This window comes from Pseudomonas sp. NPDC086566, assembly GCF_050280885.1.
Lineage (GTDB): Bacteria > Pseudomonadota > Gammaproteobacteria > Pseudomonadales > Pseudomonadaceae > Aquipseudomonas > Aquipseudomonas vlassakiae.
This window is the reverse complement of the sequence record NZ_JBNNWD010000003.1, coordinates 163,639-177,705: the sequence shown is the minus strand read 5'-3', so window position 1 is coordinate 177,705 and position 14,067 is coordinate 163,639. Positions and strand designations below refer to the sequence as shown.

The window sequence follows — 14,067 nt, the reverse complement described above, 5'->3', positions numbered from 1 at the left end:
TCGCGCTGCAAAACCCTTGTCCCTGCTGATCGGGCTCGGTCCACTCTGTGCTCAGGCGGCGTTTCTGGAAGACAGCAAGGCCAACCTGACCTTCCGCAACTTCTACTACAACCACGACCTGCGCGACTCGACCAAGCCGGCCCAGTCGAAGCTGGAGGAATGGGCCCAAGGCTTCATCATCAAAGGCGAATCGGGCTACACCGACACGACTATCGGGGTGGGTGTGGATGTCTACGCAGGCCTGGGCCTGAAGCTCGACTCGTCGCCTTCGCGCAGCGGCTCCGGGCTGCTGCCGGGCGCTTACAACCGCGCAGGCGGGCCTCGCAATGCCGACCCACGCTCAGTGGACGATTACTCCGAGGCCACGGCGGCGGTCAAACTCAAATACTCGAAGTCAGAGCTCAAGATCGGCGGGCTATTCCCCAAGATTCCGCTGGTCAGTTCGGGGGATGGTCGACTGCTGCCTCAGTTCTTCGAGGGCGCCATGCTCGATTTTCGCGAGCTCGACAACCTCGACATCGGCCTGGGCCAGATGCGCCGGGTCAACCAGCGCGAGTTTGCAGGCGCTCGCGATATTCAGGTGGGCAACTACTACAGCGTGTTCAGCGATCGCTTCGACTACCTTGGTGGTACCTGGCGCGCGACACCGCAGACGTCCCTGGGCCTGTGGAAAGGCCGTCTTGCTGACGTCTATCAGCAGACCCTCTACACCGGTACCCACACGATCAAGGCCGGAGACTGGAACCTGGCGGGGACTCTCAACTACCTCGACACCGGCGAGTCCGGAAGTGAAAAGGCCGGCCAACTCGATAGCCGTATGTCATCGGCCATGCTGAGCGCGAATCTCAAGGCCCAGACATTCCGCATCGGCTACCAGTACAACGCCGGTGACAGTGCCTTGCCGTTCATCCACGACAGCGACTTGCCGGGAGTACCCAACGCTGTGCAGGTGTTGCGATTCGACCGCGCTCAGGAGCGCTCCTGGCAAGCCCGTTACGACCTCGACTTCGCCGCCCTCGGCGTGCCCGGTCTGACTGCGTTTGCTCGCTACGTGAAGGGGGACAACTTCAAGGTGGCCGGTGAAGACGCCAGCGAATGGGAACGCAACCTGGACATCTCCTACGTAATCCAGAGCGGGCCGCTGAAAAACGTCGCGTTCCGGTGGCGCAACGTCCAGTTGCAAGGTGACGCCACCGGCCGCCGCGATGAGAACCGCGTGATCATCGCCTACACCCTGCCGCTGTTCTGATCCTTGCTTTACCAGGCACCGGCTCTGCCGGTGCCATTCACCGTGAAGCCCTGCAGGGGCGCTCTACTAAACACAATCGGAGAAAGCACCTGTGCACCAATCACTTGATCCTGCGATGCAGGCCTACATCAACGACAGCAAGCGCTTTACCCCCATAGACAGCACCTTGCAGGCCAGGCGCGCAGCGTTCTTGCAGGCCTGCCGCCATTGCACGCCTCCTGCGCCGAAGGGCTGGCGTATCACTGATATCGAGATTGAGGGCCTGCGCCTGCGCTGCTACCAGCCTGATGCCGAGCCCCCAGAGGGCGGCTGGCCGACACTGCTGTACTTGCATGGCGGTGGCTGGGACTTGGGCGACCTCGACACCCACGACTGGTTCGCCCATGCCCTTGCGGGTCGAATCCACTTAGCCATCGTCGCAGTTGAGTATCGGCTGGCCCCTGAGCATCCCTATCCAGCACCACTATACGATTGCCAGAAAGCCTGGGCGGCGCTGCGCAACGGATCAGTCGACGCCCGCCTTAGCCGTACCCGACTGATGATTGCCGGTGACAGCGCCGGCGGCACCTTGGCGGCAGGGCTGTGCCGGGCGCTCCACCGCAAGGGTCAGCCTCAGCCCCTCGGCCAGTTACTGGTGTACCCGGTGCTCACCGCTCGCCAACACCTGCCGTCAATGCAGGTGCATGCCGAGGCGCCAATGATGACCGTGGCCGGGCTGAAGCAATCGTTGCATGGCTTCTTGCCCAACGAGGCCGACCGTAACGACCCGTGCGCGATGCCACTGGAAACCGATGATTTTGCTGAGCTGGCACCTGCGCTGGTGCTAACGGCGCGAATAGACCCACTCTGCGACCACGGCATCGCCTATGCCGCTGCGCTTACCGCCCACGGTGTACCGGCCGAGGTGTGGATAGGAGAAGGAATGGTGCATTCCAGCTTACGCGCATTCGGCGTAGCGGAAGTCGAGCGGGCTTGGGACCGCATGGCAGGACAACTGCGCCTGTGGGCGGGCATCTGAAGGCGCGCCACGGACTCAGGTGCTTTCCCGCACGACCAGGCTGAAGCCGACGTCTTCCACCTGCTCACCGCGAGCCAAGCTGCCATCCATGCGTTGCAGCAACAGCTCGGCGGTGCGCAAGCCGATGCGCCCGCCATCGATGTTCACTGTGCTCAACCTCGGATGGGTATGAGCGGCGAACTCCAAATCACCGAAGCCCATCACTGCCAAATCTTGAGGGATGCGCAGGCCCTGAGCAACGGCTTCGGCCATGGCGCCCTGGGCCAGCAAGTCGATACTGCAGATCACCGCGTCCAACGACACCTTCGCCTCGAGCAGACGGGCCATGGCCTGGCGGCCGTGCCCCATGTTCACCGGCGCGGCCTCTACCTCACAGGCGACAATCTCAACCCCGGCCTGCTCGAGCGTGGAGATGCAGGCCTGACGGCGGCGCGCAGCGCGATCGTCGTCGCTCCACAGCAGACCGACCCGGCGGTAACCACGCTCGACGACATGTGAGGCCATAGCCTGGCCAACGGCTTCGTGTGAAAAGCCCACAACCGTGTCGATGGGTGCTGATGTCAGCTCCCACGTCTCCACCACCGGGGTACCCCGTGCAATCAGCTTCGCGCGCGCGGCTTCGCTTCGCAGTCGTCGGGTCAGCACGATTCCGTCGGGGCGACGGGCGAGGATGGCATCGATCAGCTCCGATTCATGGTTCTCGCCCAGATCCGACTGGCTCAGCAGCAGTTGGTAGCGCGCGGCTGCCAGGCGCTTGCCCAGCTCGGTAACGGTGTCGACGAATGCCCTGTTGGCGATGTTCGGCACGACCACGATGACCAATCGGCTGCGCTGGGACACCAGGGCCCCGGCGAGCAAGTTGGGGACGTAGCCGGTCTTGCGAATGGCGTTGCGCACTTTCTTCTGGGTTTTTTCCGACACCAGCTCAGGTCGATTGATCACCCGCGAAACGGTGATCGGCGAAACCTTGGCCATCTTCGCCACATCATCGAGGGTGGCAGTGACCGGTTTCAGACCGGTGGTGACAACGGGTGTTTCCAGCATGTGAAGCCTCAAGCCAGGCGGGTTGACCATGTTCGCCGATTCTACCGGAACGGCACGGTTTTTCCTGCCCCACCCCCACATTCCCAGATCATGGGAATTTAGCCGAAACAGCGATTTGCAACCCGCGCAGAATCGGGCCTAGGATAAATGACAGCGCTGTCATTTGATAACGCTGTCATTAGTCGAAACAGCTCTCCAGCAGGGCTGCGAGCTGCCAGAATTCGAAGCAGGTGCCGGTGCAAGGCCCTGCACGACGCCAATAAAAACAATGAGGCAACCGCGATGCACAACCACGACACCTACGCCGCCGGGCCTGCCCCCGGCGCCGTGGCCGCGTCCAGCACGGCCACCCGCTACCGCTACCTGATCCTGGCCCTGATTACCATGGTCCTGGCGCTGAGCAGCGGCGACCGCGCCGCCCTGTCGGTGGCCGGCTCCGACATGGGTAAGGAGCTCGGTATCACCTCGGTAGAAATGGGCTACCTGTTTTCCATCTTCAGCTGGGCCTACGTGATCTTCCTGATCCCGTCCGGCTGGCTGGCCGACCGCTTCGGTTCGAAGAAAACCATGGCCCTGGCCATCTGCATCTGGTCGGTGTTCACGGTGGGCATGGGGCTGGTTCACTACACCGCATTGATCGTCCCGTTGCTGCTGGCTCTGCGCTTCCTGCTGGGGGTGGCCGAGGCGCCTGTAGGCCCAGCTTCCACCCGTGTTATCGCAGCGTGGTTTCCATCGACTGAACGGGGCATGGCAGGCGCCATTTTCAACAGCGCCCAGTACATCTCACTGGCCTTCTTCACCCCGTTCATGGGCTGGCTCTGCTACGCCTTCGGTTGGCAGTACGTGTTCATCGTCATGGGCTTTGCCGGATTCGGTGTCGCGGCAATCTGGTGGAAGAACTACTACTTGCCGGTCAAGCATCCCAAGATGAATGCCGAGGAGCTCGACTACCTGCGCAAAGGCGAAGCCCTGGTCGACCTCGAAGGGCAAGCGGCTCAGCCGAAAGACAAGCGCAGCAGCTCTCTGGCCAACATTGGTGTGCTGTTCAAAAGCCGCATGCTGGTAGGCATGTTCATCAGCCAGTACTGCGTCAGTGCCGTCACCTGGTTCTACGTCACCTGGTTCCCGATCTACCTGGTCAAGGAGCGTGGCTTCGACATCCTGCAGGCCGGCCTGGTGGCGTCGATACCGGCGCTGTGTGGGCTGATCGGTGCGGTGTCGTCGGGCTTCTTCTCCGACTACCTGTTGCGCCGCACCAAGTCCCTGAGCATCGCCCGCAAAACCCCAATCATCACCGGCGTGCTGCTGAGCTCGACCATGATGCTGTGCAACTATGTCGACGCCCAGTGGCTGGTGATCGCGGTGATGAGCCTGGCGTTCTTCGGCAAGGGCTTTGGCAACCTCGGTTTCAGCGTCGTGGCCGACACCGCCCCCCGCGAAATGATCGGCATGACCGGCGGCGTGTTCAACGCCCTGGGCAACACCGCTGGCATCGTCACTCCGGTGGTGATCGGCTACCTGCTGCATTCCAGCGGCTCGTTCAACAGCGCACTCATCTATGTCGGCGCCCACGGCCTGCTGGCGGCGTTCTCCTACCTGGTGATCGTCGGCCGCATCCAGCGCCTGCAACTGTCCGACTTGACCGGCAAACCTTCCCACGCTCAGTGATTCAGAGGACGACTCCATGATCGAAAGCAACGTCTACATCGACCCGAAAATCGCCGCGCTGCAACCTGGACCAGCCACCACCGACAGCATTGCCTGGATCAAGCTGTCGTACACCGTGCTGCCCTTGGGCGCGCCGATCAGCGACGCCAAGGTGCTGACCGGGCGGCAGAAGCCGCTGACCGAAATCGCCTTCATTTTTGCCGAGATCCGCACCCGCGAAGGGCACGAAGGCATCGGTTTCGGCTACTCCAAGCGCGCCGGGGGCCCAGGCATGTACGCCCATGCCCAGGAAATCGCCTCTACTTTGATGGGCGAAGACCCCAACGACATCGCCAAGCTCTACAGCAAGCTGCTGTGGGCCGGCGCCTCGATGGGCCGCAGCGGGCTGACCACCCAAGCCATCGCCCCGTTCGACATCGCCCTGTGGGACCTGAAAGCCAAGCGCGCCGGCCTGCCGCTGGCCAAACTACTTGGCGCCCACCGGGACTCGGTGCAGTGCTACAACACCTCTGGCGGATACCTGTCGACGCCGTTGGAGAAGGTGCTGGAAAACGTGCAGACCTCTCGTGGCAACGGCATCGGTGGGATCAAGATCAAGGTGGGCCAGCCAGACACCAGCATCGACTTCAAGCGTGTGCAAGCGGTGCGTGAACAACTGGGCGAGGGCTTCCCGCTGATGGTCGACGCCAACCAGCAATGGGACCGCGTCACTGCCCATCGCTTCTGCCGCAAGCTCGAACAGTGCGACCTGACCTGGATCGAAGAGCCGCTGGACAGTGCCGATGTCGAGGGCCATGCCGCTCTAACTGCGTCGCTGGACACCGCCATCGCCACCGGCGAGATGCTCACTAGCTTCAACGAGCATGCCGAGCTGATCACCGCCAACGCCTGCGACTTCGTCCAGCCCGATGCGCCACGTGTGGGCGGCATCACGCCGTTCCTGCAGATCATGAACCTAGCCAGCTTCAAGGGCCTGAAGCTCGCGCCACATTTCGCCATGGAGATCCACCTGCACCTGGCCGCTGCCTACCCCGAAGAGCCGTGGCTGGAACACTTCGAATGGCTCGAGCCGATGTTCAACGAGCGCCTGGAGCTGCGCGACGGCCGCATGTGGGTGCCAAACCGCCCAGGGCTGGGCTTCTCCCTCAGTGAACAGGCCCTGGCCTGGACCCAGCACAGCATCGAGTTCGGCAAACGCCCCTGAGCAAGCCACGGCGGTGGTGCTTCTGCCGCCACCGCCGTGTATGACATACCCATAGGAAAACACCATGATTCACCGTGAAGTGAGCCCCGTCATTCGCCTCGATGCCGCTGACAACGTCGTTGTCGCGCGCGTTGAAATCCCCGCCGGCACCGCCATCCCCAGTGAGGGCGTGACTACTCAGCAGCCCGTGCCGCTGGGGCACAAGATAGCCGCTCAACTGATCGCCAAGGGCGAGCCGGTACTCAAGTACAACACGGTGATCGGCTATGCCGCGGAGGATTTGCCGCCGGGCACCTGGATGCACAGCCACAACATCGCCTTCGGTGAAACCGACCGCGACTATCGCTACGGCCTGGACTACGTGCCCACCGACATGCTCCCGCCAGAGCAGCGGGCCACGTTCCAAGGCATTGTGCGGGAAGACGGTCGAGTGGCCACCCGTAACTACCTGGGCGTCTTCGTGGTCGGCAACTGCGGCGCCACTGTGGCGCGCAAAATCGCCAACCACTTCGACGAGCGCCGCCTGGCCGGCTTTCCGCACATCGACGGCGTGGTGCCTTATGTGCACGAAATCGGCTGCGGCATGGAAATGACCGGTGAGCCGATGGACCTGCTGCGCCGCACCATCGGCGGCTACATCAAGCACCCCAACACCGTTGGTGCGGTGGTGATCGCTCTGGGCTGCGAGCGCAACAACATCCATGGCTTCTTCGAGCAGGAAGGTCTGGTGGAAGGCGACATGCTGAAAAAACTGGTGATCCAGGACGTCGGCGGGGTGAAGAGCGCTACCGACCACGGCATCGCTCTGATCGAAGGTATGCTGCCCAAGGCCGACGCGGCCAGGCGTCAGCCGGTGTCGGCCGAGCATCTGATGATCGGCATGCAGTGCGGTGGCTCGGATGGTTTCTCCGGTCTTTCGGCAAACCCAGCGTTGGGCGCAGCGGTGGATATTCTGGTGCGCCATGGCGGTACCGCGATCCTTTCGGAAACCTCCGAGATCTTCGGTGTTGAACACACCCTGACGGCACGCGCCGCGACACCTGAAGTGGGTCGCAAGCTGATTGAGCGCATCGAGTGGTGGCTGGAATACAACCGCGGGCGCGACACCCAGATTAACGGCCGGGTCAGCCCCGGCAACAACGCCGGTGGTTTGGCCAACGTACTCGAGAAGTCGCTGGGTGGCGCCAAGAAAGGCGGCAATGCCCCGCTGATGGATGTCTACGAGTACGCGCACCTAGTGAAGACCCACGGCTTGGTGTTCATGGACACACCCGGCTACGACCCAGTCTCGGCCACGGGCCAAATCGCGGGCGGCGCGAACATGATCGCCTTCACCACCGGCCGCGGCTCTTGCTTCGGTTCGGTGCCGGCACCGACTTTCAAGCTGGCCAGCAACTCGCCCATGTATCAGCGCATGAGCGACGACATGGACATCAACTGCGGTCAGATCATCGATGGTGACAAAACCATCTCTGAGATGGGGCAGGAAATCTTCGAACGGCTGCTAGCCCACGCTTCCGGCGAGCCCACCAAGAGCGAGCTTAACGGTCTGGGCGAAGATGAGTTCTGCCCATGGCAGATTGGCGTGCTCGCCTGAGCCCGCCCCTGAATTTCAGCGTCGACTCGCTGCTGCTCTACATGGAATCCCAAACCCACCGACGTCTTGGGCAGCGGGTGCTGTAGCGCAGTCTGCTGAGTAGTTGAAGGCTCCACAAACAAAGAAACGGCCCGCCGAGAGGCTGGCCGAACGGACAAGTCATGCACAAAAACAACAAAATTTTGCCTGCCGTTTCCCTGCTGTTTTTCACCCTCCCAGCCCAGGCTGAAGGGTTCCTCGAGGACAGCCAAGCCACCGTTAAGGCACAGAATTCCTACCTCAACCGCGATTTTCGGGAGGATTCAGGTATCTCCAAGCGCGAGGAATGGGCACAGGGTTTCATCCTCGATTTTCGCTCCGGCTATACGCCGGGCACTCTCGGCTTCGGTGTAGATGCCCTGGGCATGCTTGGCCTCAAGCTCGACTCCTCACCCGGCCGCAGCGGCACCGGCCTGCTGCCGGTCGGCGACGATGGCCGCGCACCGGACCAGTACAGCAAGTTCGGCCTGACCGCCAAAGCCCGCCTTTCCAAAACCGAGCTGAAGATCGGCACCCAGCTACTCAAATACCCGACCATCGCCTCCAGCACCGGGAGGATTCTGCCGCAAACCTTCCAGGGCGGCGTGCTGACCTGGAAGGAATTGGATGCACTGACCATCACGTACGCACAGATCGACCGCACCACCCGGCGTGACTACTCGCATAGCGAAGCCATGAGCCTGGTCAATAAGAACCGGCGCTTCAGCGGCACGCCCGAGGCCGATGAATTTCGCATGGGTGGGGTGGATTACGTGGTTAACCCCAACCTGAGCCTGAGCTACCAGTACGGAGAGCTGGACGACATATACGGTCAGCACTACTTCGGCCTGCTCGGAAGCACGGCAGTGGGGCCAGGTAAACTGGCCTTGGACGCGCGGTACTTCATCAGCGACGACAAGGGTGATGCGCTGGCGGGCCGGGTAGATAACCGTACGCTGAATGTGCTGTTCACCTACAGTCAAACTGGCCACACGATTGGCGTTGCCTACCAAGGGCTCTCAGGCTCAACGGCCATGCCCTACTTGATCGGCACCGACGCCTACCTCACCAACTACATGATGGCCGCCGACTTCATGGAAACGGGTGAGCGGACCTGGCAACTGCGCTATGCCTATGACTTTGCCGCCTTGGGCGTACCCGGCCTGAGCTTCTCGGCACGATACAACCATGCCGATCACGCCAGTCCGGCTACCTTCGCTGGCGAGGGGCGTGAATGGGAGCGAGACACTGATCTGGGATACACCATCCAGTCAGGCCCTCTGAAGAACGTCAACGTGCTGTGGCGCAACGCCGCGCTGCGCTCGAACTACCAACGCGACATCGACGAGAACAGGATGATCATCAGCTACACGCTGCCTCTGTTCTGATCCCCAAGTCATGTATGAGGAGTAACCGCCGATTATTGGCGGTGTGGCTGGCAACGCAGGTTGCCGGCCTTTTTTTTGGTTCTTCACGGAATCCCGGGGGAAGACAGAAACAAGAATGCCGGTTAGATGGATGGTCACCAGAATTAAATCGAGAAATCTGGATTGAAGAGCATCAGCAAAGAACGATGTCGCTGTCTCCTGCTAACAGCTCCGTTTATTGACGCGATGCCAACCGGTAAATCAGCTTCGCATAGTCCCCCTCAAGCTGAGGAGCGGGGTCCGGGTAATAGAGAAATGCGCCATCCCTGAGGGTGAAGCGTATGGCCCCCCCTTTCAGGCATTGTGCTATCTCTGAAAGGTCGTCCATCTGCCAGGTTTGGCTCCCATTCAACCAAGCAGGGGATACCAGTTGGAGGGACTCCATCCGATTTTCGCCCTGCTCTATCTCCATCCAGCTGATGAGGGAATGCACGGAGTCGATGAACACCATAGTACGAGTTTCAAACCCGTTCTCGATGACAATCAGCGAGGCATGAAACCAGGGTGATACCTGGGGCTTCAGGATGACGTGCCACCCACGCTGGCCAGGTTCAAGAAGCGCAGCCAGGCCTTTGACTTCAGCCCTGCTGTCAGACACGAACATAAGAATGCCTCGAAATGAACAGTATACTGTGTAGCGATATACTATTCAAAACGGCTTCATCGTTCCTTTTGCGGATTGAGCAAATGGAACTGAAAAAGGCATTTGGGAAGGTGTTCCGCTGGTGCCGGACCAAGCAGGGCCTTAGCCAGGAGGATTTTTCTGACGTGAGCGGCCGCACCTATATCAGCACCTTGGAACGCGGGATTCATTCACCAACCATCGAGAGACTAGAAACCCTAGCGCCCATTTTGAATATCCATCCCATCACCTTACTGGTGTGCACGTACGCGGAGCGAGACGGTGTGTCTGCAGAGGCTTTGCTACAGAGAGTCCGCGAAGAGATCGACCTCATGGGTACTCCATGAAGGCGAATAGCCGCACGGCATGCTCATGGTCGGTGAGCTCTGCTATCGATGGGTGCTACAGATTTGTAGCCGCGGGCCAGTGTGCCTAAAATTGCGCGGCCATCAGCGGCTTGAGACATAGCGACGGAGGCATCTGAAGATGCTTGGCCAGTTTGGCCATGGGGTGGACCACTGAAAGGTGGTGCCTCCATTTCAGGGTGGAATCAGATGGCCGTAGGTAGGCCTGACTAGGCGAATAGACTAGAATGCCATCAAACGCAGTGGCCCGCTGATAGGACAGGGAAATCGCTCAAATGGCTACGGCCCAACAAATCATTGCTCTGCTGAGCAGCCATAATCAGGGAGATGAGGAGCAATTCCTCTCAATCGCCTTGCAGGTTGCAGCCGCTGAAGCGAGACGCGGTCGGAGTGATGTTGCGGCCGAGCTGAAAACGCTGGTTGATACTGCTCGTAAACGTGGGCAGAGCAAATCGCGTCAGGTGCCTAGCCATGAGCAGGTTGCCATTCCAATCTCTAAACCTCGTGGCGAGCTGGAAAACCTTCTCTCTGTAGCCTACCCCAAATCTCAGCTCCAAGATTTGATCCTGGATGACTCAAAGAGTAGCCGACTGAGAAGACTAATCCACCAACAGCGCCAGCGAGATAAGCTTAGAGCTCATGGCATGCCCCCTAGTTCGCGGCTACTTCTGGTGGGTCCTCCTGGCGCCGGCAAGACGTTGACTGCCTCCGTTTTAGCCGGGGAGCTCCAGCTGCCTTTATTCACCATTCGCCTCGAAACACTGATAACCCGTTACATGGGCGAAACTGCATCCAAGTTACGTTTGATTTTTGACCACCTCAATACAGTTCGTGCGGTATACCTCTTCGATGAGTTTGATGCGATTGGCGGACGGCGTAACGCTGATAACGATGTAGGCGAAATGCGCCGAGTCTTAAACTCCTTCCTTCAGTTTTTGGAAGAGCCTAATAGCACTGACAGCCTAGTGGTGGCGACCACGAATCATCCCGAGCTGCTTGATAAAGCTCTTTTCCGACGATTTGATGAAGTAATCGAGTACGCTCTACCGGATGCTAAGGGCGTAAAAGCGGTTATCGAAATGTGTATGAGCGCTTATCTTCCCAAAAGAATGTCATGGGCCAAGATCGGCACTGTAGCTTCAGGCCTCAGTCAAGCTGAGATCAGCCGCGCAGCGTCTGAAGTCATAAAAGACTTGATTCTCCACGATGCTAAGCAGGCATCTGCAGAGCAGATTGTAACCGCGCTTCAGCAAAGGCACGCACTCAAAGATACTCTTTCAGGATTAAGCCCTAACTAATAGCTTAAGCGTCTTGGGCTTTGGATTTATGGAAAAATTCCAACATGGCGTCGTACGAGCTCCCGCACTGCAGATTTGAAAAATTTAAATCCGGTCAGCCTTATAAAAAACGGCAGATGGATATGAGTTCTGCCTCAAACGAGCGAGAGGCGGGTCATGGGAGTCGACTCCGTGAGAGATTTGATCTTTCCATAACAGCTCATGCGGGGCAAAATGGTTACTTCAGCAATGAGATTAGCGAAACTCCACCCGCCCTTTACCTTGATGTAGAGATTGAAGCAGGCGCTCCCCCACCCGATCTTAATTGGAAAACACAAAATATTCGGTTATCGGCTCTGAGGGTGCAAGAGGACGGAGTAACTATCGGTGCACTGTACTTACCTGAAAGCTCAATATCTTTTTTTGATCAAAAACTAGCTGAGTATGCCGAGCAGAGAACTCCAGGAGGCAAACCGAAGAATGATTCGAAGTTCTCTTCCCTAAACCATTTCTCACTTGGATCCATCCAGAGCCTCTGGACAGATTCTCGCCCCTTCCCAACGAGCACGAATAATCTTTGGTGGGAGTGCTGGTGCGGATCATCTCAAGTCAACCTCATCAGGCGAATAGCGGAAAAGCTCAATCTCAGAATTAATGAGAACTCGCTAATTTTTCCCGACACCGAGGTTCTTCTAGTTTATGCGAATGCGGTCGAAATATCGATACTGGTGGATAACTCCTGTGGTATCCAGGAGCTGCGAAAAGCATCCGACAGCCCGTACTTCTTTACTAGGTTAGCGCCTCGTGAGCAACAAGACTGGGGTAATAATTTACTAGGACGAATCCGGGTTACCGGCAATGACGGACCCGCAGTTTGTATCTTGGACAACGGCGTGAGCTCGGCACACCCATTATTACACCCAGCTTTAGATCCAGAAGATTGCCAAGCAATAAATAGCGACTGGGGAAGCGATGACCATAATGGGCATGGCACCAACATGGCGGGAGCCGCATTGTTTGGTGATATGACCTATGCGTTGGCAGACCAGAGAGATTTGGAGCTGACCTACAAGCTAGAGTCGGTAAAATTCTTACCACCCTCTGGTTGGGCACGTAACGCTCCGGAAAGTTATGGAATTATTACTCAGACAGCCGTTAGCTTAGCGGAGACGAGGGCTCCAACAAGGAGCCGAGTATTCTGCATGGCCGTGTCGAATGAGCATGTCTCCGGAGAGCGGCCAACAACATGGAGCTCTTCGATCGATCAGTTGTGTTCCGGCACCATGATTGGTGACTTTGACGATGAAGGTAATTCTGGTCCACGACGTCTATTTATACTTTCGGCAGGTAATATTCCGGACTCAACAAATCCAGAAGATGTAGCCGATCTTTACGAGTATCCGATCGAGGATCCTGCTCAATCCTGGAATGCAATAGCCGTAGGCGGCTTTACCAATAAAACTGATTTGGATGGGCAGCCTGGCTATGAAGGCTGGGGGACATTCGCCGAGGCAGGAGACCACAGTCCCTATAGTAGGTCATCGGTTGATTGGGAGCATAGTCGATGCCCGATCAAGCCTGAGGTTGTCTTCGAAGCAGGTAACAAGGCCTTAAGCCCTGATGGCCAGCAATTCTATTCAGGAGTTCCTGCGCTATCGATTTTGACAACTGGTAGAAACTTTACACGGAACCCAATTGAAGAGTTTTGGGCTACTAGCTCCGCAACGGCCCAAGCTGCGGGTATGGCTGCCGCAATCATGGCTGAGCACCCAGATTTCTGGCCAGAAACAGTTCGAGCGCTTATGATCCATAGTGCGCAGTGGACACCTGCCATGCTCGAAAAATTACGAAGAAAGAACAAGAAGGAACGCATCCTGCTCGCTCGGCACTTTGGATATGGAGTGCCACAGTTAGCTCGCGCCCTCGCGTCCGCTGAGCACGACTTAGCTTTGATAGCTGAAACTCACATTCAGCCGTTTAAGAAAGATCTCGACCCCCGAGGAAGAGAGAGCGGTGAGCCTCACTTTAATGAAGTCCACTACTATGATCTTCCCTGGCCAAAAGCGGAGCTAGAGCGGCTTGAGAACCGTATTGTTCAGCTTAAAATAACTTTATCGTACTTCATAGAGCCGAGCCCTAGCGAGTTAGCACAGGTTATTCCCGCAAGATATCAGTCATTTGGACTTCGATTCGACTTAAAGCGAAAATCAGAAACTGAACCAGCATTCCGCCACCGGATAAATAAGCTAGAATCACTTGAGCAAAAACCGCCAAAAACAGAGAGCGACAATAACTGGACGTTTGGCTCAAAGCACATTTCCGCCGGCTCAATACATAGTGATGTCTGGGTAGGTCCAGCAATCGACTTGGCAGCAAGAGATAAAATTGCAATATCACCGGTTTCCGGATGGTGGCGATATCGCCCCCATTTGGGAAAATACAATAGCCAAGCTCGATATAGCCTTATAGTATCCATTTCATCTGAGGGTGAGGATGTTAGGCTCTATACGGAAATTTCAAATTTGATTGCAGCTTCGGTCGAACCAGAAATTCTTGTATAACCCAACAAGGGTACGCA

At 58.0% G+C, this 14,067-nt stretch carries 11 protein-coding genes; 9 read left to right on the top strand and 2 right to left on the bottom strand.

Features of this window, described 5'->3' with window-relative positions:
• Positions 1–16 precede the first annotated feature (16 nt).
• The gene (locus tag ACQKPS_RS08075) at positions 17–1,249 is read left to right on the top strand and encodes an OprD family porin (protein ID WP_427603518.1); all 1,233 of its coding nucleotides are present in this window, start codon (positions 17–19) and stop codon (positions 1,247–1,249) included.
• 91 nt (positions 1,250–1,340) lie between these two features.
• A complete protein-coding gene (locus ACQKPS_RS08070) occupies positions 1,341–2,267 on the top strand; it encodes an alpha/beta hydrolase (RefSeq protein WP_427603516.1) in 927 nt (308 codons plus the stop codon).
• A gap of 15 nt (positions 2,268–2,282) precedes the next feature.
• Here the strand turns inward: ACQKPS_RS08070 and ACQKPS_RS08065 are convergent, their stop codons facing one another.
• Entirely contained in the window at positions 2,283–3,311 is a 1,029-nt protein-coding gene (locus ACQKPS_RS08065) for a LacI family DNA-binding transcriptional regulator (protein WP_427603514.1), read from the bottom strand.
• 282 nt (positions 3,312–3,593) lie between these two features.
• On the opposite strand from ACQKPS_RS08065, the gene ACQKPS_RS08060 reads away from it, so the two are divergent.
• The 4 genes from ACQKPS_RS08060 to ACQKPS_RS08045 all read left to right on the top strand — a co-directional run bounded on the left by ACQKPS_RS08060 (position 3,594) and on the right by ACQKPS_RS08045 (position 9,186).
• Positions 3,594–4,979, top strand: a complete 1,386-nt coding sequence (locus ACQKPS_RS08060; protein WP_427603512.1) for an MFS transporter — start codon at positions 3,594–3,596, stop codon at positions 4,977–4,979.
• Positions 4,980–4,995: 16 nt separating this feature from the next.
• On the top strand, positions 4,996–6,183 hold the full coding sequence (locus ACQKPS_RS08055; protein WP_427603510.1) for an L-talarate/galactarate dehydratase: 1,188 nt from the start codon (positions 4,996–4,998) through the stop codon (positions 6,181–6,183).
• Positions 6,184–6,247: 64 nt separating this feature from the next.
• Positions 6,248–7,780, top strand: a complete 1,533-nt coding sequence (locus ACQKPS_RS08050) for a UxaA family hydrolase (RefSeq protein ID WP_427603508.1) — start codon at positions 6,248–6,250, stop codon at positions 7,778–7,780.
• A gap of 161 nt (positions 7,781–7,941) precedes the next feature.
• Positions 7,942–9,186, top strand: coding sequence for an OprD family porin (locus ACQKPS_RS08045; protein ID WP_427603506.1), 1,245 nt, complete (start codon positions 7,942–7,944; stop codon positions 9,184–9,186).
• Between the two features lie 214 nt (positions 9,187–9,400).
• Here the strand turns inward: ACQKPS_RS08045 and ACQKPS_RS08040 are convergent, their stop codons facing one another.
• Positions 9,401–9,829, bottom strand: a complete 429-nt coding sequence (locus ACQKPS_RS08040) for a hypothetical protein (RefSeq protein WP_427603504.1) — start codon at positions 9,827–9,829, stop codon at positions 9,401–9,403.
• Positions 9,830–9,912: 83 nt separating this feature from the next.
• On the opposite strand from ACQKPS_RS08040, the gene ACQKPS_RS08035 reads away from it, so the two are divergent.
• The 3 genes from ACQKPS_RS08035 to ACQKPS_RS08025 all read left to right on the top strand — a co-directional run bounded on the left by ACQKPS_RS08035 (position 9,913) and on the right by ACQKPS_RS08025 (position 14,050).
• Positions 9,913–10,194 carry a helix-turn-helix domain-containing protein gene (locus ACQKPS_RS08035; protein WP_427603502.1) on the top strand — a complete coding sequence of 94 codons (282 nt, stop codon included), beginning with the start codon at positions 9,913–9,915 and terminating at the stop codon, positions 10,192–10,194.
• A gap of 293 nt (positions 10,195–10,487) precedes the next feature.
• Complete coding sequence (locus tag ACQKPS_RS08030) at positions 10,488–11,510, top strand: AAA family ATPase (protein ID WP_427603500.1); 1,023 nt, start codon at positions 10,488–10,490, stop codon at positions 11,508–11,510.
• 44 nt (positions 11,511–11,554) lie between these two features.
• Positions 11,555–14,050, top strand: coding sequence for a S8 family peptidase (locus tag ACQKPS_RS08025; protein ID WP_427603498.1), 2,496 nt, complete (start codon positions 11,555–11,557; stop codon positions 14,048–14,050).
• Positions 14,051–14,067 lie beyond the last annotated feature (17 nt).